Below are 20,149 nucleotides of genomic sequence, written 5' to 3'. Positions count from 1 at the left end.
CCCTGGCCGAATACGCGAACACGTGCCCATGGTCTACGCCCGTACCAGGGTGTCGAGCAGATCTCGGGTCGGGGGAAGCTCGGCTCGCGACCGCTCCGCCGCCGGATGTGACCGGCTCCGCTTCGCGGTGACCAGGTGCGATTCGGCGCTCGGGCAGGTCGGTACAGTCATCGCATACGCAGCAGGTACAACCACCCTGGATTCGGAGGCTCGACGTTGAAGCATGTGCACGCCGGGAAAGTTCGTGACCTCTACGAGGACGGCGACACCCTGCTGCTCGTCGCGTCGGACCGGGTGTCGGTCTACGACGTCGTGCTGCCGACACCGATCCCGGGCAAGGGCGCGCTGCTGACCCAGCTGTCGAACTGGTGGTTCGAGTACTTCACCGACATCCCGAACCACGTGGTCTCCGCGACCGAGGTGCCCGCAGAATTCGCCGGGCGCGGGATCCGGGTCAAGCCGCTGAAGATGTTGCAGGTCGAGTGCATCGCGCGCGGCTACCTGACCGGGTCGGGGCTCAAGGAGTACGAGAAGTCCGGGACCGTGTCGGGGATCGCGCTGCCCGCGGGCCTGCGCGACGGTGACAAGCTGCCCGAGCCGATCTTCACCCCGTCCACCAAGGCCGCCGAGGGCCACGACGAGGCGATCAGCTTCGCCGAGGTGGTGCACCAGGAGGGCCGCGAGGTCGCCGAGAAGCTGCGCGATCTCACCCTCGAGATCTACTCGCGCGGTGCCGAGCACGCCGCGAAGGCGGGGGTGATCGTCGCCGACACGAAGGTCGAATTCGGTTGGGACGGTGACGTACTCACCCTCGGTGACGAGGTGCTCACCTCCGACTCCTCGCGCTTCTGGCCCGCCGACGAGTGGGAGCCGGGCCGCGCGCAGCGTTCCTTCGACAAGCAGTTCGTGCGCGACTGGTCGACCTCCACCGGCTGGAACAAGGAGTACCCGGGCCCGGAGATCCCCGCCGAGGTCGTCGAGGCGACCCGGCGCAAGTACGAAGAGGCCTACGAGCGCATCACCGGCAAGACCTGGGATGGCGTCAAGGCCTGAGGTCGCGAGCGCCCGTCAATGCACGGGCGCTTCGACACCTTTGACCTCGCAGATATGGCTCATGTGCGCAGCACCCCACGCGCCGAGTGTCTCCAGTGCCTCGTTGAGCGAGACGCCGAGTTCGGTGAGTGAGTACTCCACCTTCGGCGGCACCTGCGCGTAGACCTCGCGGTGCACGATCCCGTCGTGCTCGAGCTCGCGCAACTGCTGGATCAGCATCTTCTCGGTGACCCCCGGCACCAGCACCTTGAGTTCGCCGAAGCGCTGGGTGCCGGTGGACAGGGCCCACAGGATCAGCGCCTTCCACTTGCCGCCGACGACGTCGAGCGCGGCATCGATGCCACAGGAGTACGGACGCTCTCGCTGCTTCATGGTCGCCTTACTTACTTTTTAGTGAGTATTCGACTTCATAGTCGGTACTTGTCAAGTGTAGTGCAACCGGTGAGTCTGGGAGAGTGCCGCCGAACGGCGACGAGATGTCGAGCAAAGGGAATTCCGTGACAACACAGCAGATTTCGGTACTGGGACTCGGTGCGATGGGTACCGCGCTGGCGCGGGCGCTGCTGTCGGGCGGTCACGAGGTGACGGTCTGGAACCGCACCCCGGCGCGCGCCGAGCCGCTGGCCGCCGAGGGGGCGAAGGTCGCCGCGACCTCGGCCGAGGCGCTGTCCGCCGCCGACCTGGTGATCCTGTGCCTGTTCGATGACGTCTCGGTGCGCGAACACGTCGAACCCGCCGCCGACCGGCTGCGCGGCCGCACGGTGGTGAACCTGACCACCACCGCACCCGAGCAGGCGCGCGCACTCGGCCACTGGGCGGATGAGCACGAGGTGACGCTGATCGACGGAGGCATCATGGCCGTGCCGCCGATGATCGGTGGACCGGCGGCGTTCGTGCTCTACAGCGGCCCCGAGGCGGCGATCGAGCGCCACCGCGCGACACTCGAACTGTTCGGCCGGGTCGACTACGTGGGCGAGGATCTCGGCGCCGCCGCCATGTACGACCTCGCCATCCTCGGCGGCATGTACGCCATGTTCGCCGCGTTCCAGCAGGGCGGCCAGATGGTGCGCACCACCGGCGGCACCGCCGCCCACCTGGCGACACTGATGGCGCCGTTCCTCCAGGCGATGACCGAAGCGTTCGCGCACCAGGCCCCCGGGATCGACACTCCCGAGGACTTCGTCCCCGAACAGAGCGCCGAGTTCACCGCGGCCGCCATCGGCACCATCGACGCCGCGGCGACCGAGTCCGGTACGCCCACCGACCTCTACGCGACGCTGCGCCGAACGCTCACCGGGATGTGACGCGGAGTCGGTGCTGGGTCACTGTCGTCGCCGCGGTGACCGAGTCCCGGCGCGGCGACCGAGCTCGGCGGGCGGTGTTCACCGAGCGGCTCGTGACGCCGTTGTCGACGAGTCGCTCGAGTGCGCGGACATGTGTGCGGGGGTCCGGTTCAGGCGGCGACGCGATCCGCGGCGAGGAACTCCTCGACGAACGCCTCGGCCCTGGCGTCGAAAGCGCCGTAGTGGGCGGTGCGGGCCGCGCCGCTGATCGCCTCGCCGATCACGAGATTGCCCTCGGCGTCGAGGGTTTGCGGCGACTCCTCGGCATCGGGGAGCAGCCCGACCCTGGAGTCGCTGAAGCCGCAGTAGGTGGCGAGGCTGTCGTTGAGCTGGGCTTCCAGCAGTTGCTGCATGCCGGGCAGGATCTCGTCTTCGGCGGTCGCGCCGGCGAGACCGAGCCACAGGACCCGCTTGCCCGCGAGCCGGGGCTTGCTGCGGCCGTAGGCGAAACCGTAGTTCCAGACGCTGTCGATCCAGCCCTTGAGGATCGCGGGCACGCTCTGCCAGTAGACCGGGAAGACGACGACGACGATCTCGGCGGCCAGAATCCGCCGCATGTGCGCCTCGACCTGGGGGGAGTACTGCTTGTCGCGGTTGCCCCAGTCGGGCTGGTCGGCTTCGGTCATCCGCGGGTCGAAGTCCTCCCGGTGCAGGTCGAGCAGGTCGATCGTGTACCCGTCGGCGGTGAGCCGCGCGACGGCGCGTTCGGCGATGTGCGCCGACAGTGAATCGGCCCGGTGGTGGGCGAGGACGACGAGGGCGGTGCGGGTGTCGGCTCCGGTGGCGTCGGCGGTGTGCGCGGCGATGTCGGCGGTCTGCGGCACGGTGGGCTCCCTGATTCGGTGCGTGATGCGGGCGGTGCGCCCTGCCCTTTCAGTGAACCGTGGATTGTGTGGACGATCTATGGATGATCATCTGCAATGGATAGGAGTTCGTCTACTCTGGTTGTCATGGATCCATTGAGTTCGTTGCTGAGTGGCATTCGCGCCGATCGCTCGGTCCTGGCGCACGCGGTGTTGCGTGCCCCGTGGACCATCCACTTCGCCGACCGTGCCCCGCTGATCATGGTGACGGTGCTGCGCGGTGGCGGCACCGTCGTACTCCCCGACGGATCGCGCACGCGGCTGGCCACCGGTGACACCGCCCTCGTACAGGGTGGCGAGCCGTTCCAGCTGATCGACACCACCGGCCCCGCCGACTGCCCGCGCACCGATTACGAGCTCTCCTGTTTCGTGCCGGACGGGTTCGGGCCGGCCGATGCGGCCTGCGCGACACCGGAACTGATCGACATCATCCCCGAAACCGGTGCGCCAGAAGAGACTTCGCTGATCGTCGGCGCCTACCACGCCTCCGGCCGACGGCACGAGCGGCTGTTGCGCGCGCTCCCGCCGGTACTGGTGGTCGGCGGCGACGCCGACCTGTGCGCCTGGCTGGAGAAGGCCGCGACCGACGCCGCCCGGCACGGCGCCGGCTCGCAGGCGCTGATGGACCGGCTGCTGGACTGGGCGCTGGTCTGCAACCTGCGCACCTGGCTCGCCGAGCAGCAGGACTGCGCGCCCGCCTGGTACCGCGGCATGGCCGATCCGGTGGTCGGCCCCGCGCTGGAAGCCATTCACGACCGGCCGTTCCACCGCTGGACCGTCGCGAGCCTGGCCACCGAGGCGGCCGTCTCGCGGGCGCTGTTCGCCAAGCGGTTCACCGAGGTGATGGGCGAGCCGCCGCTGACCTATCTCACCGACTGGCGGATGGCCGAGGCCGAGGAACTACTCGCCGATCCCGCCCGCAGCGTCGCCCAGGTGGCGACCACCGTCGGTTATTCCGACGCGTTCGGATTCAGCGCCGCGTTCAAACGATCGCGGGGGAGCAGTCCCACCGAGTTCCGGGCGGCGCTCGTCTAGTTCCGCGGGGTCAGCAGCACCAGCGGGATCTCGCGGGTGGTCTCGTCCTGATACTCGCCGTAACCCGGATAGGCCGCGACGACCTGCGGCCACAGACTCGCGCGCTCCTCGGCCGTGGCGACCCGGGCGAGCATCGGCCGCCCGGGTTCGTTGCGCAGCGACACCTCGACCTCGGGCTGGTCGCGCAGGTTCAGGAACCAGGCCGGATGGGCCGGATTGCCGCCGCGGGAGGCCACGATCACCAGCGTGTCACCGTCGACGATCGGGGCGGTCAGCATGACCTTGCGTGGCTTGCCCGACTTGCGGCCGACGGTGGTGAGGTCGAGGGCGGTCATCCCGCTGTAGACGGCGCCGAGGCGTCCGCCGCTCACCTTCAACAGGGCGCGGTGCGCGAGATTCATGAACTTCAATTGCCGGTCGCTGTGCATACGGCGCAAGGTACTCCGATTCGCCCGACCGGACCGCGCGAGTCAGGTCAGGTGCTCGGTGAGGCGAATGAGGAAGGGACGCTGGCCTTTTCCGAGCTTGTCCGCGGCGGTGGCCGGGTCGAACCAGGCCGCACGATCGATCTCGGGGAAGGTCGCGGTCCGGCCCGAGCGGGGCGGCCACTGCATCTCGAAGGTGCCGGGGACGATCTCGGCCGGGTCGAGGTCGCCCTCGGCCGCCCACGCGGTGAGGATCTTGCGCCGGCCACCACTGCTGTAGCGCACCTCGCCCAGGTCGATCCACTCGCCCTCGGGTGCGGGCAGCCCGAGTTCCTCGGTGAACTCGCGCCGCGCGGCCTCGGGACCGGACTCCTCCTCGGGGACGTACTCGCCCTTGGGAATCGACCATGCCGAGGCATCCTTCTTCGCCCACAGCGGCCCGCCCATGTGCCCGAGCAGTACTTCGATCCCGGCCTCGGTTCGGCGGTAGACCAGCACGCCCGCGCTGTACACATCCGTCACCGCCGAGAGTCTGCCAGGTGACGGTGCTGGTGGCGGCCGCGGATCGAGGCGAGTCTGCGGGTGGAGGTGCGGGTGCTCGTAGCGGCCGCGGATCGAAGCGAGTGTGCTGGTGCTGGTGGCGGCCACAGATGGTGGCGAGGGTCCGAGCCGTTCGAGGGTGACGCCGACGACCGGATCACTCGGGCGAGCGCGTCGACGGGGCATTCGGTCGAGCGCGTCGACGGAGTCAGTCGAGTGCGTCGACGAATGCGCTGAGCAGGCGGGCGAATTCGTTGCGGTCAGTGGCGGGCCAGCCTGCCATCGCGCGATCGAAGGCGCCCTGACGACGTTGGTGCGCGCGGTCGAGCAACTCGCGGCCCTGCCCGGTGAGTTCGAGCAGCGAACGCCTGCCGTCGGACTGGTCGGCGACGCGACGCAGCAGGCCCGCGGTCACGGCGGAGGCGACGAGTTTGCTGGCCCGGGGTTGGTCGACGGCAAGGGCGGCGGCCACGGTCGACACGGTCGGCGCGGTGGCGTCCTCGACCACATCGAGCACGTCGAAAGCCTGTCCACTCGGTTCGCCTGCTCCCAGCGTGCGCCGCGTCTGGCGGCGCCGGATGGCGATCATCGCCTGTTCGATGCGCTCGACTTCGTCCACGGTGCCACCGTACCCTCGGACATATGAATGTACTATGACATGTAATTGTTGAACAGCATGTAGAGGTGAATGATGGCCGAGCCAAGAATGATCGGATACCAGGTCAAACGCCTGGACCAGCTGATCGAAGCGACCTTCGACCGCGCGACCGAGGCGGCCGGGATGTCCCGCCGGGAATGGCAGGTACTCAACACCATCGTCCGAGCGCCCGCGACGACCGCGGAGCTGTGGGACGCGCTGCGCCCGTTCTGGGACGACGAATCCGTCACCGATCCTCGGGCGCGGGGTGTCGGCCAGGGCGATCACCGTGTCGTTGACGTGCTGATCGATCGCGGTTGGATCGTGCGCGACGACCGCGAACGTCTCGTCCCCACCACCGTGGGTGCGGCGGCGCACGAGCACGCCGCGCGATCGGTGGGCGCCATTCGCCGACAGCTCGCGGACGGGATCACCGACACCGAATTCGCCGCGCTCACCGAAACTCTCGCGCGCATGATCGCCAACCTCGAATCGACGCACTGACGGCGTGGATGTCGACGGATTCGGCCCGAACACGGCGTCGAGTTGCCCGCGCGGAGGACGCGGCGAACGGTCGGAGTGATGTCGGCGTCAGCAGGGCGAATCGTCACCCTGACGAGTGATGGTGGTGCCGATCCGCTCGGCGCGCTGTCCGGGGCGAGCGCGACGCGCATTCCGGCGTCAGGATTGCCGCTCACCCGTCGGCGGCGAGGCACGCTCGAGGTGGTCACCCGGTCGAGTGGTCGCGTGCGAGGTGGTGGCGTCGAGGTGGTCACTCGGCTGACTCGCCGCGCGCAGCTTTGCGGCGCGCAACAGCAGGTAGTTGCGTTCGGGCGCACTCGCCGTCTGCTCGGCGGCCCGGCCGTACTCGGCGATGGCATCCGCCCGGTCGCCCGCCATCTCGTGCAGGTGGCCCCGGACCGCGGCGAGGCGGTGGGAGCGGGCGAGGGGTTCGGCGACGGTGTCGGTGAGGGCGAGACCGGCAGCCGGGCCGTGCACCATGGCGGTGGCGACCGCGCGATTGAGAGTGACCATCGGATTCGGGCCCAGGCGTTCGATCAACGTGTAGAGCTGCAAGATTCGGGCCCAGTCGGTGTCCTCGACCCGGGCCGCGTCCGCGTGTAGCCCCGCAATGGCGGCCTGGAGCAGATACGGGCCGGTGAGGCCGGCGGACATGGCCGCGGTGAGCAGGCGCAGGCCCTCGGTGATCTGCGCGCGATCCCAGCGCGAGCGGTCCTGCTCGGTGAGCGGGACGAGTTCGCCGTGCGGGCCCGAGCGGGCGGCACGCCGGGCGTCGGTGAGCAGCATGAGCGCGAGCAGGCCGCTCACCTCGGTGTTCCCGGGCAGCAGCGCGTGCAGGGCCCGGGTCAGGCGGATGGCCTCGGTGGACAGTTCGGCCCGGCGCAGGCCCGCGCCGGAACTGCTGGTGTGGCCCTCGGTGAAGATCACGTACAGCACCCGCAGCACCGCGCTCAGCCGGGTACTGTCCTCGGCGCCGTCGGCGAAGGGCCGGTCCGTTTCCGCGAGCCGTTTCTTGGTGCGCGAGATGCGCTGCGCCATGGTCGATTCCGGGACCAGGAACGCGGCCGCGATCTCACCGGTACTCAGGCCGCCGACCGCGCGCAGGGTCAGCGCGATCGCACCCGCGGGCGGCAGGTCGGGATGGCAGCACAGGAAATACAGGTCGAGGGTGTCGTCGCGATGCACCGCGTCGACGGGGACCTCCCGCACGAACACCGCGGTCTCCCTGCGCCGCCGCGCGACCTCGGCGCGCACCGCGTCGGCCATCCGGCGCTGCGCCACCTGGATCAGCCAGCCGCGCGGATTCGCGGGCGGTCCGTCGGTGTCCCACTGGGTCGACGCCGCCAGCAGCGCGTCCTGCACGGCGTCCTCGGCCAGGTCGAAATCGCCGAACCGGCGGACCAGCACACCGAGGACCTGCGGCGCGAGCGTGCGCAGCAGGTCCTCGGTGGTCGGTGCCCGATTCACTCGGCGGCGGGGGCGCTCATGATCTGACGCACCTCGATGTACTCACCGATCGGCTTGCCGCCGGGACCGGGCGCGGCCGAGGCCTGCGCGGCGATCTCGACGGCCCGTTCGGCGGAGTCGACGTCGACGATCCAGTACCCGGCCAGGAACTCCTTGGTCTCGGGGAAGGGGCCGTCGGTCACCACCGGCGCCGAGCGGCCGTCGCCGGACACGATCAGTGCCTGGTCCGGTCCGGCCAGACCCTGCGCGTCGACGAGTTCCCCCGCGGCGGCGAGCTGTTCGCCGAGGGTCCGCTGGAAATCGATGTGGGCGGCGATGTCCTCGGGCGCCCAGTCGGGCAGCGGGGTGTCGCAGTAGGCGGCCTTGCCGTAGGTCTTGACCAGCATGTACTTCATGAGATGTCTCCTCGATCCGGCGCGCCCCGATGGCGCGTTCGACAGATGGTCGGAGCCGACCCGTTGCCATCGACAGATCTCATGGTGTGAACTGGATCACAATTTGACGCTGGTATCCGCCAGCCGGTCCGGATCCACCGGTTCGCCGGCCAGGATCAGCTCCTTGATCCGGGTGGTCACGTCCCACACGTTGACGTTCATGCCCGCGCGCACCCGATTCTGCGGATCCAGCCAGAACGCCACGAACTCGTTGCCCGACTGGTCGCCGCGCACCACCACCCGCACATCGTCGTCGCGGCCGACATAGCCGGTGTACTCCATGCCGACGTCGTACTGATCGCTGAAGAAGTACGGAAGACGGTCGTAGACAGCCGGTTTGCCGAGCATCGTCAGCGCGGCCACCGCGGGCTGGTTCAGCGCCGTCGCCCAGTGCTCGACGCGGACCCGCCGGTTCAGCACCGGATGCTGCTGTTCGGCGATGTCGCCGACGGCGACCACATTCGGATCACTGGTGCCCAGGGCCGCGTCCACCAGCACGCCACCGTCGACCGCGAGTCCGGCCGCTTCCGCCGCCTCGGTATTGGGCTGGGCGCCCACCGCGATCAGCACCGCCTCGGCGGGCACGACGGTGCCGTCACCGAGCTGGACGCCCGTCGCGACGCCGTCGTCGGTGAGAATCACCTCGACCTTGGTGTTCAACCGCAGGTCGACGCCGTGCGAGCGATGCAGATCGGCGTAGTACGCGCCCATCTCCGGTCCGAGCGCCCCGACCAGCGGCAGCTCCGCCGCCTCGAGCACGGTGACCGCCACGTCCCGCGCTCTGGCCTGCGCGGCCACCTCGAGCCCGATCCAGCCCGCCCCGATGATCACCAGCTGACGCCCGGACCGCAGCACCTCCGCGAGCACATCGGAATCGCCGATGGTGCGCAGCGTGTAGACATTCGGCGCGTCGGCGCCGGGCAGCGGCAGTGTGCGCGGTCGGGAGCCGGTGGCCAGTGCGAGTTTGTCGTAGGACAGGGTGGAACCGTCGGGCAGCGTCACCGTCCGCGCGGCCGGATCGAAGGCCGTCGCCGTGGTGCCCAACCGCAGGTCGATATTGTGATCGCGGTACCAGGCCGCCTGGTCGACGGTGAAATCCGGCAGTTGCTGGGTGCCCGCCAGGTGCTGTTTGGACAGTGGTGGTCGCTCGTAGGGCAGCTCCTCCTCGGCGGCGAGCAGCGTGACGTGACCGTCGAAATCATTGGCACGCAAGGCCTCGGCGAGCTTGGCACCCCCGAGACCACCACCGATGACGACGAAATGCTGATTCGAGCTCATGAACGGACCCCTTCTCGCGGACGACCCGGACTCCTCGCTGCCTCGAGCCTAGTGCGCCGAACACCGGGGAGGGAACGATTCCGGCCCCGCCGCGGTTGCACCAACCGATGGGGCGTCCCCGGCCCCGCCGCCGCTGAACCGAGAGGAAGACCTGTGAGCGATCAGGCCACCAAGGACGTCGCCGATTTCTGGTTCGACCCGCTGTGCCCGTGGTGTTGGATCACCTCCCGCTGGATCCTGGAAGTGGCGCAGGTCCGCGACATCGAGGCGCGCTTCCACGTGATGAGTCTGTCGGTGCTCAACGAGGACAAGGACGATCTGCCGCAGCAGTACGTCGAACTGCTCGCCACCGGCTGGGGCCCGGTCCGGGTGGCCATCGCCGCCGCGCAGAAGTACGGCGACGAGATCCTCTCGCCGCTCTACACCGCGCTGGGCAGCCGGATCCACGATCGCCGGGCCGAGTACGAGCGCGAGTCCCGCCAGGAGTTCCTGGCCGCCATCATCGCCGACGCGCTCGCCGAGCTGAACCTGCCCGCCGAACTGGCCGAGGCCGCGACCAGCACCGACTACGACGAGGCGCTGCGCGCGAGCCATCACGCGGGGATGGACAAGGTCGGCCCCGATGTCGGCACGCCGACGATTCACGTCAACGGTGTCGCGTTCTTCGGACCCGTGCTCTCGCGCATCCCGCGCGGCGAGGACGCGGGCCGGGTCTGGGACGGGGTGGTGGCGCTGGCCTCCTACCCGCACTTCTTCGAACTCAAGCGCACCCGCACCGAGGACCCGGTCTTCGACTGACAACGAAAAAGGGGCGCCGGACCAACTGGTCCGGCGCCCCTTTTCGATCACACCGGTTTCGGCGGCAGCGCGCGCTGTCCCGTGTTCAACGGATAGCCGCCGGGCGGCGGGATCGCGCCGGGCCGCGGCGCGCTCGGCCGCCAGAACATCGGACCCGGCCTGCTGCGATCGCGCAGCGCCCACATCCGCCAGGTGAGCACCGGATGGCTGGACATGGCGTTGACCAGCCAGACGAACCCGCCCTTCTCCAGCGCGGCCCGGTCGGCCATCTCGTCGAAGCCGACCTCGGCGTTGAGGTACTTGCCCGCGGCCAGGGTCGCCATCGCGCCGGGCGCGCCCTGGTGCCGGTTGCAGAAGCCGTGATTGTCGGCGGTGTACTCCTGGGCGCGGATCAGCGAGGACCCGAGCACCGGCAGCCACGGCACGGCGAACATGCCGAGCTGGCGCCAATACGACACGTGACCGGCGGCGAGATGGCCGACCTCGTGGCCGATGATGAAGGCCAGCGCGTCGGGATCGCGCGCGGCGCCGCCGATCTCGAACAGGTCGCTGTAGACCACGACGAACCGGCGGAAACCGTGCCCGGAGGCGAAGGCGTTGATCTGGCCGTTGCCGAGCACCACATACGCGTCGGGCACCTTGCGCATCCCGAGCCGGGCGGCCGCCTCCTGCACCATCCGGTACCCCTCGGGGAACTGGGTGGGCGACATCTTCACCCCGTTGATCCGCTGGGTCGCGTAGTTCAGACCACGACCGGCCCACAGCAGGATCGGCGCGAACAACAGCAGCAGCACATACGGGCTGGTCAGCAGCGAACCCTCGGACACGGGCCGGCCCTGGTCGTCGAGGACCGGCTCGGCCACGAGTTCGACGAACAGGATCAGCAACGCGAGCAAGTACGCGACCGAGGTCACCATGATGACCACCACCAGCAGCGGGATCTCCCACGGATGCCGGGCGGGCATTCCGTACGGCGACAACCCGCGCGGCTGATGCTGCGGCGGCACCGGCGGGCCGCCGGGCGGGTAATAGCCGGGCGCGTACTGGCCCTGGGGGGCAGGCGGGTAGCCACCGGGGAACATCGGGGGATGGGCGCCGGTGTGCTGCTGGGTGGGAAAACCGCCGGTCGGCGCGCCCGGCTGGGCCCACGGCGAGTAGGCCGGATCGGCGGACTGGGGTGAGGTCGGCGGCTGCGCGGCCGGGGTGTCGGTGTCCTTGCGCAGTGACGGTTCCGCGGCCGCGGCTCCGTCCGATCGCTCCGGCGGTGGACCTGCCGAATGCGGGGAATGCGGTTCGTGCGGGTGCATGACACGACTCTAAGCGGGCCTGACACAATCGCAGCCATGCGCGTTTACCTGGGTGCCGACCATGCCGGTTTCGAACTGAAGAATCACGTCAAGGCTCACTTGCAGGAGGCCGGACACGAGGTCGTCGACTGTGGCGCCCTCGAATACGACGCTCTCGACGACTACCCCGCCTTCTGCATCGAGGCCGCGCGCCGCACCGTCGCCGACCCGGGCAGCCTGGGCCTGGTCTTCGGCGGCAGCGGCAACGGCGAGCAGATCGCCGCCAACAAGGTGCCCGGCGCGCGCTGCGCCCTGGCCTGGAGCGTCGAGACCGCCAAGCTGGCCCGCGAGCACAACAACGCCCAGCTGATCGGCATCGGCGGCCGCATGCACACCACCGAAGAGGCCCTCGCCATCGTCGACGCCTTCCTCGCCCAGGCCTGGTCGGAGGAGGCGCGCCACCAGCGTCGCATCGACATCCTCGCCGACTACGAGAAGTCCGGCGAGGCGCCCGCGGTTCCCGCGTACTGAGCACAGATGCCTGAGGGGCATACCCTCCACCGGATCGCCGCACTGCACGACAAGCGGTTCTCCGGTGGGGTGGTGCGGGTTTCGAGTCCGCAGGGCCGGTTCACCGAGGGTGCCGCGCTGGTGGACGGGCAGGTGCTCGAGCGGGCCGAGGCCGTCGGGAAGCACCTGCTGCACCACTACCGGTCCGGGCTGACGGTGCATGTGCATCTGGGGTTGTACGGGACCTTCAGTGAGGTCGAGTTGCCGATGGCGGCACCGGTCGGGCAGGTGCGGATGCGGATGCTCGGTGCCGCTACCGATTTCGGTACCGACCTGCGCGGGCCGACCGCCTGTGAGGTGCTGAACCCGGCCGAAGTGGACGCACTCGTCGCCCGGCTCGGTGCCGACCCGCTGCGCCCCGACGCCGATCACGAACGGGCGGGCGCGCGAATCCGGCGCTCCCGCAGGCCGATCGGCGCGCTGCTGATGGACCAGGCGCTGATCGCCGGAGTCGGCAATGTCTACCGCGCGGAAGTGCTGTTCCGGCACGGCATCTCGCCGTACCGGCCGGGAACCTCGATCAGCGCCGAGGAATGGGACGCGCTGTGGGCCGACCTCGTCGCGCTCATGCCGGTCGGCGTCGCCACCGGGCGGATGCACGTGGTGCGGCCCGAACACGACTCGGGCGCACCGTCTTACGCGAAGGACCGGCCGCGCACCTACGTCTACCGGCGTCAGGGTGAACCGTGCCGGGTGTGCTCGACGCCGGTCGCGCACGCGGTCCTGGACGGGCGAAACCTGTTCTGGTGCCCCACTTGTCAGCCGCGCTGACCGCGTAGAGCGTGTGCCATGATGGCCGCGTGGATTTTCTCGGGGGACGACCGGTCAGAACGGGCTATCACGGTGCCGAGGGCGATGCCCGGTATCCGTCACCGCGCAGGCTGCGCAACGCGCTCGCCAACATCATCGACGGATTGCTGATCTTCGTGGTCGTCGCGGCTGTCCTCGTGCCGGTTCTGCTGGTATGGGAAGACGCGTTTCTCGACCACAATCTGTTGATACTCGGGCTGACGGTCGCCGTGCTGGTGTCTGTCCTGATGGTCAACAGCGTGCTGCTGCCGAGTCTGATCGGCTCGACCCTCGGTCAGCTGGTGACCGGCTTGATCTGGATTCGTGGCGCGGACGCGAGCAGGCCGGGCACCAAGGAGATGTGGAGCGAGTACTTCGACCACCGCGGCGTTGTCCGGTTCGGTGGTGTGCACTCGAGCGCACCGCAGATCGTGGTGGTCCGGCGTCGCGATGTCGCCCCGCGCCCGTCGACCCCGAAAGCTGTTCGCGCCGAAGCAGCCGGCTACACCGAACACTGATGTGCGTCGGGAAGTGAGTTGAGTCGGACCGCGAGCATCCCTCTCGTGGTCCGACTCAACCGGCGACCGCGGTTCCCAGTTCCGGGTCGCCTGATTCGGCGAGGGCGAAACGCCGCCCGCCCGCCGATTTCGCCGAATACATCGCGCGGTCGGCGCGACGCAGCAGGTCGGTGAAATCGCACGTCTTTCCCGGCGGACAGAACGCGGTGCCGACACTGGCCGACACCGGCACCGGTCCCGCGCTCGACCACACCGGGTCGCGCAGGGCCGCGACCACGCGGTGCGCGAGGTCGCCGAGGGTGTCGCGGCGCGGATTGGCCGCCACCACGAATTCGTCACCACCGTAGCGGCAGATCACCGTGTCGGGCGGGCACACCTCGCGCAGGCGGTTGGCCAGTTCGACCAATACCTCGTCGCCGATCGCGTGTCCGTAGCCGTCGTTGATCTGTTTGAAGCGGTCGAGGTCGACCACGAGCACCCCGACCCCGCGGGTGGGGTCGGCGGCCATCGCACGTACTCGTTCCTGCAGCAGCGTGCGGTTGGCCAGATCGGTGAGCGCGTCGTGGGTGGCCTCGTGGCGCAAGCGGTGCTGCAGCGCGGCGATCTCCTGAACGCGCAGTGACACTTTCGCCGAGATGTTCTGTTCCTGTTGTGCGAGCGCGCGTTCCTGCAGCGCTTGCGCGTAGCTGTCGATGGCTTGACTCGCGACCAACGGCCACCGGGTGGCGACCAGCGAGCCCGGCACGCCGGACGGGAACCCGAGCAGCCAGCGGGTGGCGTGCGCGAGCATCCTGGTGCGTTCGAACGGCGCCTCGGCCAGCCGCGCGCCGAGCATGCGCGCCTGGGGCACCGGGAACGGTTCGGTTCTGGCCAGATGCAGCAGCCGCTCGACGATGTCGACGAGCACCGGCTCCAACTGGTGCGGCGCCGTGGAAGAGCCTGGTTCGGCGCATACCGCGCGGGCCCAGGCGCGGGCCATCGCGGCGACCGGTGGCTCGATGTGGACAGTCATCGAGATCACCGGCGGCGGGTGGCGAGGAGCTCGCCACCTCGATCGTTCGCACTGCTACGCGGTTGAGTCCACCGAGTTCGGTACACGCTCACCGCCCCCTTTCCAGATACCCCCGTCCGGCAAAAAGGATCCTAGCAAGCCACCCGAGACCGAAAAGTCGCGTTCTAGAACGCGTTGCAGTCTCTCGCGAATGGCGATCGGCTATGACATCGCTGCAGCGGCCCGGGCGTTACACACTTCCCGAAAAAACTTCGAGCCCGCCGAAATGCGCAGCGTGTTGCCCTGCTCCGGGTGGTGGGCGTTGCGTAGCCATGGGTTCCTCCTGGCACAGCGGGCGATTCGTGACGATGTGGCATCCACCGTCACGCGCTCTCCCATGGTGGCCTACTCGCCGCCCACATGCGAGGTTTTCAAGGAAAATTCTCCTATTTATTCCCCCGGTACCGCAGGCGCAGACCCCCACGAGTGCGCGTCCTTCATGGTGTCCCGGCGACGGGTTTCGGGGATAGGGTCGTTAGGCCCTAATCGGGCATGGCGCCCACCGCGGCAGCCGACGCTCTCGCCGGACGGAGCCGGGGGCGGATTGGCGTTTTTCGCGCGGGGTTCGGTACAGTCATGGCGCACACGACATCGTGGCGATCCCATCGATGTCGTATGCCTGCGGGTGTAGTTCAATGGTAGAACCTCAGCCTTCCAAGCTGATGGTGCGGGTTCGATTCCCGTCACCCGCTCAAACATGAATTCCCTCGACGGCTTTTCGCCCCGAGGCCTCGGGGTGTAGCGCAGCTTGGTAGCGCATCCGCTTTGGGAGCGGAGGGTCGCAGGTTCAAATCCTGTCACCCCGACCATCACCATTCGCCCAGCTCACGGTTGTGCTAGGAGATTCGATGTCCACCGAACGCAGGGTCGCGATCGTCACGGGTGCCGCGCGCGGTATCGGTGCGGCGGTGGCCACCAAGCTCGCCGCCGACGGATTCGCCGTCGCCGTACTGGATCTCGACGAAGCCGCCTGCGCGGACACCGTCGCCGGGATCGAGGCCGCGGGTGGGACCGCGCTCGCGGTCGGTGCCGATGTCTCCGACGAAGCGGCCGTCGCCGCCGCGGTGGACAAGATCGCCGCCGAACTCGGCGCGCCGACCGTGCTGGTCAACAACGCGGGCGTGCTGCGCGACAACCTGCTGTTCAAGATGTCGGTGGACGACTGGGACACCGTCCTGAACGTGCACCTGCGCGGTGCGTTCCTGATGTCGCGCGCGGTGCAGAAGTACATGGTCGAGGCGAAGTTCGGTCGCATCGTCAACCTGTCGAGCACCTCGGCACTGGGCAACCGCGGCCAGGCCAACTACTCCGCGGCCAAGGCGGGCATGCAGGGCTTCACCAAGACCCTCGCCTTCGAACTCGGCAAATTCGGCGTCACCGCCAACGCGATCGCCCCCGGCTTCATCGAAACCGAGATGACCGCGGCCACCGCGGCCCGGGTCGGCGTCGACTTCGAGGCATTCAAGGCCGCCGCGGCCGCGCAGATCCCGGTGAACCGGGTCGGCACACCCGACGACATCGCCAACACCGCAGCGTTCTTCGTGAGCGAGGGCGCCGGCTTCGTCTCGGGCCAGGTCATCTACGTGGCAGGCGGCCCGAAGGACTGACGCGACCGGCATTGCGTGCGAACGCCGTTCACCGGTCGACGGCTACCGCGCGGTCAGGCGCAGCCGAAGCGGAACCCGGCGTGCGCCTCGGTGCCTTCGGCGACGGTGCGGCGGACCGGATCGGTATCGGTCAGGCCGCACCCGCCGGGCACAGTCACCACCTCGGCCTCGTAGCACCCGGCGGGCAGCGACACCGTCGCGCTCCCGTCGGGCCCGCTGACCAGCGTGACGATCACTTCGTCGGAATCGCACGGGGTCACCGCGATATCGGCGCGATTGACCGGTAGCGGTTCGGATCCGGTGAAGGCGCGCACCGTCAATGTCCCCGTGCCCGGCGGCGCCGGATCGGCCGCCGCCACCCCGGCGACCGCCAGTGGGCAGAGCGCGGACAGGGCGAGCAACGTTCGGCGCATGAACCTCTCCTCAGCAGCGAGTCGGGTCGTCCGCTGGTGATGGTAGGCCCACTTCGTCGACTCATCGCACGTCACACCCTGGTTTCGCGTTGACAATTCGGTGACGATCGCCGGTGGCGTCGGCGGCTCAGCGGGTCGGGGTGATGCCCGCGCGTTCGCTCCAGACCTGTTCGGCGGGGACGGAGATCGTGGTCATCTCGGGGTAGCGGAGGGCGGAGAGGGTGCCGCCGAAGACGGCGCCGGTGTCTAGGCAGAGGGTGTTGTTGACCCAGCGGAGTTCGGTGACGGGGGTGTGGCCGTAGAGGACGGTGGCGCTGCCGCGGTAGTCCTGCGCCCAGTCGTAGCGGACGGGGAGACCGTGTCGATCGATTTCGCCGGTGGGGGCGCCGTAGAGGGCGAAGGCGCGGGCCCGGCTCGACGCGCTGCCGTGGAATTCTTCGGGCAGGCCCGCGTGGGCGGCCACGAGCCGGCCGCGGTCGAGGATCAGCTGGCTGGGTAGGGCGCGCAGGAAAGTGTGTGCGGCGGAACGGAATTCGATGTCGTCATCGGCGGCGAGCTGGTCCAGTGACTGGGCGAGGCCGTGGGCGATGCGCACATTGCGGCCGTCGAGAGCGCGGACCAGCTTGGACTCGTGATTGCCGGTGACGCACAGCGCGGTGCCCGCGGCGGACATGCCCATCACCAGGCGCAGCACACCGGGAGTGTCGGGGCCGCGATCGACCAGATCACCGAGGAACACCGCGATCCGCGCGTCGGGGTGGGTGGCACCGATCGGGCGCCCGCGCGCGTCGCGCTCGATCCGGTAGCCCAGCTCGCCCAGCAGGGTCTCCAGCTCGGCGCGGCAGCCGTGCACATCGCCGATCACGTCGAACGGACCGGTGAGGTCGCGGCGATCGCGTGGCGTGTTCTCGGCGTGGTGATATCGCTGGGTCATCCCCGTCATCGTCGTGCAGCACGCCACCGGGCCGCAACCGGGTATCGGCTCAATCGCCGGGGATCGCGGCCGACGGCCACACCCAGTCCGCCACGACCGGCATGTCCGCACCGTGCTCCCTGGTCCAGGTGCGGGCCCGCAGGCGGGCCTCGACCATGTCCTGGCGCAGCCCCGCCGCCCGCTCGCGCAGGCCGGGGACGCGATCGATCACATCGATGACCAGGTGGAACCGGTCCAGGTCGTTGAGCATGACCATGTCGAACGGAGTGGTGGTCGTGCCCTTCTCCTTGTATCCGCGCACATGCAGCTCGCCGTGATTGGTGCGGCGGTAGGTGAGCCGGTGCACCAGCCACGGGTAGCCGTGGAAGGCGAAGATCACCGGGCGGTCGCGGGTGAACAGGGAGTCGAACTCGGCGTCGGGCAGGCCGTGCGGATGTTCCTCGGCGGGCAGCAGGCGCATCAGGTCGACGACGTTGACCACGCGGATCCGCAGGTCGGGCAGGCGATCCCGCAGGATCGCGGTGGCGGCCAGCGTCTCCAGGGTGGGGACATCGCCCGCGCACGCCAGGACGACATCGGGGGTGGTGCCCGGCTCGTCGTTGTGGCAGGCCCACGGCCAGATGCCGACGCCCTTGGCGCAGTGCAGCGCCGCCTCCTCGACCGAAAGCCAGTCCGGCCCCGGCTGTTTGCCCGCGACGACCACATTGGCGTAGTGCAGCGAGCGCAGGCAGTGGTCGTAGGTCGACAACAGGGTGTTGGCGTCGGGCGGCAGGTACACGCGCACGATCTCGGGGCTCTTGTTGGCCACCACGTCGAGGAAACCGGGGTCCTGATGGGTGAAGCCGTTGTGGTCCTGGCGCCACACGTGCGAGGTGAGCAGGTAGTTCAGCGAGGGGATCTTGCGCCGCCAGGACACCTGCGCGCTGGCGTCGAGCCATTTGGCGTGCTGGTTGAACATGGCGTCGACGATGTGGATGAACGCCTCGTAGCAGGTGAAGACGCCGTGGCGGCCGGTCAGCAGATAGCCCTCGAGCAGACCCTGGCACATGTGCTCGGAGAGCACCTCCACGGCGCGACCGGTCGGGCTCAGCGCCACGTCCCACGGTCCGACCTCGGCCTGCCAGTCGCGGCCGGTGACCTCGAGGATGTCCTGCAATCGATTGCTGGCCAGTTCGTCGGGGGCCAGGGTGAGGAAATTGTGCGGATTGCGGGCGGTGACATCGCGCAGCCAGCCGCCGAGCACCCTGGTCGCCTCGTGCTGATTCGCGCCCGGCCGCTCGACCGGCACGCCGTGCTCGCGCCAGTCGGGCAGGTCGAGGTCGCGCACGAGCAGTCCGCCGTTGGCGACCGGATTGAGACTCATCGGGTGCTCGGGGACCTGATCACGCAGCAGCGCGACCGGTGCGCCGTGCTCGTCGAACAGCTCCTCCGGACGATAGGACCGCAGCCACTGTTCGAGTACCTCCCGGTGGCGCGGGTTGGTGCGCGCGGTCGGCAGCGGCACCTGGTGTGCCCGGAAGGTGCCCTCGACGCGTTCGCCGTCGACCACCGGGGGACAGGTCCAGCCCTTGGGGGTGTGCAGGACGATCATCGGCCAGCGCGGGCGGGTGGTCGCGCCGTCCTCGCGCGTGGCGCGCTGGAATTCCGCGATCCGATCGAGGCAAGTGTCCATGGCCGTGGCCATCGCCTGGTGCACCGGCGCGGGGTCGTCGCCGGAGACGATCAGCGGCTCGTAGCCGTACCCGCGCAGCAGTTCGACCAGTTCCGCCTCCGGGATGCGGGCGAAGATCGTGGGATTGGCGATCTTGTACTCGTTGAGCGCCAGGATGGGGATCACCGCGCCGTCGCGCCCCGCGTTGAGGAACTTGTTCGCGTGCCAGCTGCCCGCCAGCGGACCGGTCTCGGCCTCGCCGTCGCCGATCACGCAGAACACCGTGAGATCGGGATTGTCCAGGGCGGCGCCGTAGGCGTGCAGCAGGCTGTAGCCGAGTTCGCCGCCCTCGTGAAACGAGCCGGGCGTCTCGGGCGCGCAGTGACTCGGCACCCCGCCGGGGAAGGAGAACTGGTGGAACAGCCTGCGCATACCGTCGATGTCGCGGGGGATGTCGGGGTAGAGCAACGTGTAGGCGTCCTCGAGCCAGGCGCAGGCATTGGGGCCGGGGCCACCGTGGCCGGGACCGGCCACATAGACCGCGTTCAGCCCGCGCTGCCGGATCACCCGATTCGCGTGCGCCCACACCAGATTCAAGCCGGGCACCGTGCCGAAGTGGCCGAGCAGGCGCGGCTTGATGTCGTCGGGGCGCAGCGGTTCGCGCAGCAGCGGGTTGCGCATCAGATAGATCTGGCCGACCGCCAGGTAGTTCGACGCCCGCCACCAGGTGTCCACCGCGACCAGCTCGTCGCGGCCCAGTGGACCGGGGGCATCGGTGAGGACATAGGGCGTGGGGGCGATGGTCTCGCCGCTGCCGTCGCCCACGTTGTCGGCGGCGGTGTCGCCCTCGATATCGCTGGTCCTGGTCATCGCGGACTCCTCGCATACGGTGAGCTGCCGCGGCGCCGTCCGCGCCGCCGGGACCCGCCGGCGCC

The 20,149-nt window shown here is 69.3% G+C and carries 22 protein-coding genes and 2 tRNA genes; 11 read left to right on the top strand and 13 right to left on the bottom strand.

Annotated elements, in window-relative coordinates; genetic code table 11:
- Positions 1–216: 216 nt before the first annotated feature.
- Positions 217–1,053, top strand: a complete 837-nt coding sequence (locus tag ACFVVM_RS25535) for a phosphoribosylaminoimidazolesuccinocarboxamide synthase (RefSeq protein ID WP_387622976.1) — start codon at positions 217–219, stop codon at positions 1,051–1,053.
- A gap of 15 nt (positions 1,054–1,068) precedes the next feature.
- Here the strand turns inward: ACFVVM_RS25535 and ACFVVM_RS25530 are convergent, their stop codons facing one another.
- Positions 1,069–1,425, bottom strand: coding sequence for a winged helix-turn-helix transcriptional regulator (locus ACFVVM_RS25530; protein ID WP_387622973.1), 357 nt, complete (start codon positions 1,423–1,425; stop codon positions 1,069–1,071).
- A 104-nt stretch (positions 1,426–1,529) separates the two neighbouring features.
- Here ACFVVM_RS25530 and ACFVVM_RS25525 point away from each other — a divergent pair, with 104 nt between their 5' ends.
- Positions 1,530–2,357, top strand: a complete 828-nt coding sequence (locus ACFVVM_RS25525; RefSeq protein ID WP_387622971.1) for an NAD(P)-dependent oxidoreductase — start codon at positions 1,530–1,532, stop codon at positions 2,355–2,357.
- Between the two features lie 149 nt (positions 2,358–2,506).
- Here the strand turns inward: ACFVVM_RS25525 and ACFVVM_RS25520 are convergent, their stop codons facing one another.
- Positions 2,507–3,220, bottom strand: a complete 714-nt coding sequence (locus ACFVVM_RS25520) for an NAD(P)H oxidoreductase (RefSeq protein WP_387622968.1) — start codon at positions 3,218–3,220, stop codon at positions 2,507–2,509.
- Between the two features lie 126 nt (positions 3,221–3,346).
- Between ACFVVM_RS25520 and ACFVVM_RS25515 the strand changes: the two genes are divergently transcribed.
- A complete protein-coding gene (locus ACFVVM_RS25515) occupies positions 3,347–4,294 on the top strand; it encodes an AraC family transcriptional regulator (RefSeq protein WP_387622966.1) in 948 nt (315 codons plus the stop codon).
- Here ACFVVM_RS25515 and ACFVVM_RS25510 read toward each other — a convergent pair.
- The 3 genes from ACFVVM_RS25510 to ACFVVM_RS25500 form a co-directional block, all read right to left on the bottom strand.
- Positions 4,291–4,722, bottom strand: a complete 432-nt coding sequence (locus tag ACFVVM_RS25510; protein WP_387622963.1) for a nitroreductase/quinone reductase family protein — start codon at positions 4,720–4,722, stop codon at positions 4,291–4,293. The two genes, ACFVVM_RS25515 and ACFVVM_RS25510, sit on opposite strands and share 4 nt — an antisense overlap.
- 42 nt (positions 4,723–4,764) lie before the next feature.
- Positions 4,765–5,241 (bottom strand): NUDIX domain-containing protein, encoded by a 477-nt coding sequence (locus ACFVVM_RS25505; RefSeq protein WP_387622961.1) that lies wholly within the window; start codon positions 5,239–5,241, stop codon positions 4,765–4,767.
- 226 nt (positions 5,242–5,467) lie between these two features.
- Positions 5,468–5,878: a MarR family winged helix-turn-helix transcriptional regulator gene (locus ACFVVM_RS25500; RefSeq protein WP_387622958.1), complete on the bottom strand. Its 411-nt coding sequence runs from the start codon at positions 5,876–5,878 to the stop codon at positions 5,468–5,470.
- Between the two features lie 72 nt (positions 5,879–5,950).
- On the opposite strand from ACFVVM_RS25500, the gene ACFVVM_RS25495 reads away from it, so the two are divergent.
- On the top strand, positions 5,951–6,400 hold the full coding sequence (locus ACFVVM_RS25495) for a MarR family winged helix-turn-helix transcriptional regulator (RefSeq protein ID WP_387622955.1): 450 nt from the start codon (positions 5,951–5,953) through the stop codon (positions 6,398–6,400).
- A 177-nt stretch (positions 6,401–6,577) separates the two neighbouring features.
- On the opposite strand, the gene ACFVVM_RS25490 is transcribed toward ACFVVM_RS25495, so the two are convergent.
- From ACFVVM_RS25490 to ACFVVM_RS25480, 3 genes are all read right to left on the bottom strand, one after another.
- The gene (locus ACFVVM_RS25490) at positions 6,578–7,885 is read right to left on the bottom strand and encodes an RNA polymerase sigma factor (RefSeq protein ID WP_387622953.1); all 1,308 of its coding nucleotides are present in this window, start codon (positions 7,883–7,885) and stop codon (positions 6,578–6,580) included.
- A complete protein-coding gene (locus tag ACFVVM_RS25485; RefSeq protein ID WP_387622951.1) occupies positions 7,882–8,280 on the bottom strand; it encodes a YciI family protein in 399 nt (132 codons plus the stop codon). The genes ACFVVM_RS25490 and ACFVVM_RS25485 overlap by 4 nt, the downstream gene beginning before the upstream one ends.
- Before the next feature lie 96 nt (positions 8,281–8,376).
- A complete protein-coding gene (locus ACFVVM_RS25480) occupies positions 8,377–9,597 on the bottom strand; it encodes an NAD(P)/FAD-dependent oxidoreductase (RefSeq protein ID WP_387622949.1) in 1,221 nt (406 codons plus the stop codon).
- 153 nt (positions 9,598–9,750) lie between these two features.
- Here ACFVVM_RS25480 and ACFVVM_RS25475 point away from each other — a divergent pair, with 153 nt between their 5' ends.
- The gene (locus ACFVVM_RS25475; protein WP_387622947.1) at positions 9,751–10,395 is read left to right on the top strand and encodes a disulfide bond formation protein DsbA; all 645 of its coding nucleotides are present in this window, start codon (positions 9,751–9,753) and stop codon (positions 10,393–10,395) included.
- A 47-nt stretch (positions 10,396–10,442) separates the two neighbouring features.
- On the opposite strand, the gene ACFVVM_RS25470 is transcribed toward ACFVVM_RS25475, so the two are convergent.
- Positions 10,443–11,360, bottom strand: a complete 918-nt coding sequence (locus ACFVVM_RS25470; RefSeq protein ID WP_387623491.1) for a M48 family metallopeptidase — start codon at positions 11,358–11,360, stop codon at positions 10,443–10,445.
- 378 nt (positions 11,361–11,738) lie between these two features.
- On the opposite strand from ACFVVM_RS25470, the gene ACFVVM_RS25465 reads away from it, so the two are divergent.
- Genes ACFVVM_RS25465 through ACFVVM_RS25455 form a run of 3 tightly spaced genes read left to right on the top strand, consistent with a single transcriptional unit; the run spans position 11,739 to position 13,558 of the window.
- Positions 11,739–12,212, top strand: coding sequence for a ribose-5-phosphate isomerase (locus ACFVVM_RS25465; protein WP_387622945.1), 474 nt, complete (start codon positions 11,739–11,741; stop codon positions 12,210–12,212).
- Positions 12,213–12,218: 6 nt separating this feature from the next.
- A complete protein-coding gene (locus ACFVVM_RS25460) occupies positions 12,219–13,022 on the top strand; it encodes an Fpg/Nei family DNA glycosylase (RefSeq protein ID WP_387622942.1) in 804 nt (267 codons plus the stop codon).
- 29 nt (positions 13,023–13,051) lie between these two features.
- On the top strand, positions 13,052–13,558 hold the full coding sequence (locus ACFVVM_RS25455; RefSeq protein WP_387622939.1) for an RDD family protein: 507 nt from the start codon (positions 13,052–13,054) through the stop codon (positions 13,556–13,558).
- A gap of 55 nt (positions 13,559–13,613) precedes the next feature.
- Here ACFVVM_RS25455 and ACFVVM_RS25450 read toward each other — a convergent pair whose 3' ends face one another.
- The gene (locus ACFVVM_RS25450) at positions 13,614–14,570 is read right to left on the bottom strand and encodes a diguanylate cyclase domain-containing protein (protein WP_387622937.1); all 957 of its coding nucleotides are present in this window, start codon (positions 14,568–14,570) and stop codon (positions 13,614–13,616) included.
- 660 nt (positions 14,571–15,230) lie between these two features.
- On the opposite strand from ACFVVM_RS25450, the gene ACFVVM_RS25445 reads away from it, so the two are divergent.
- The 3 genes from ACFVVM_RS25445 to fabG all read left to right on the top strand — a co-directional run bounded on the left by ACFVVM_RS25445 (position 15,231) and on the right by fabG (position 16,216).
- Positions 15,231–15,301, top strand: a tRNA-Gly gene (locus ACFVVM_RS25445).
- 40 nt (positions 15,302–15,341) lie between these two features.
- Positions 15,342–15,418, top strand: a tRNA-Pro gene (locus ACFVVM_RS25440).
- A gap of 39 nt (positions 15,419–15,457) precedes the next feature.
- Entirely contained in the window at positions 15,458–16,216 is a 759-nt protein-coding gene (gene fabG / locus ACFVVM_RS25435; RefSeq protein WP_387622934.1) for a 3-oxoacyl-ACP reductase FabG, read from the top strand.
- Between the two features lie 53 nt (positions 16,217–16,269).
- Here fabG and ACFVVM_RS25430 read toward each other — a convergent pair whose 3' ends face one another.
- From ACFVVM_RS25430 to ACFVVM_RS25420, 3 genes are all read right to left on the bottom strand, one after another.
- A complete protein-coding gene (locus tag ACFVVM_RS25430) occupies positions 16,270–16,629 on the bottom strand; it encodes a hypothetical protein (protein ID WP_387622931.1) in 360 nt (119 codons plus the stop codon).
- 127 nt (positions 16,630–16,756) lie between these two features.
- Entirely contained in the window at positions 16,757–17,563 is an 807-nt protein-coding gene (locus tag ACFVVM_RS25425) for a metallophosphoesterase (RefSeq protein WP_387622929.1), read from the bottom strand.
- A 49-nt stretch (positions 17,564–17,612) separates the two neighbouring features.
- Complete coding sequence (locus ACFVVM_RS25420; RefSeq protein ID WP_387622926.1) at positions 17,613–20,084, bottom strand: phosphoketolase; 2,472 nt, start codon at positions 20,082–20,084, stop codon at positions 17,613–17,615.
- Positions 20,085–20,149: the final 65 nt, after the last annotated feature.

The organism is Nocardia sp. NPDC058176 (genome assembly GCF_042883805.1).
Classification (GTDB): Bacteria; Actinomycetota; Actinomycetes; order Mycobacteriales; family Mycobacteriaceae; genus Nocardia.
This window is presented reverse-complemented; position numbering and strand designations above follow the sequence as displayed.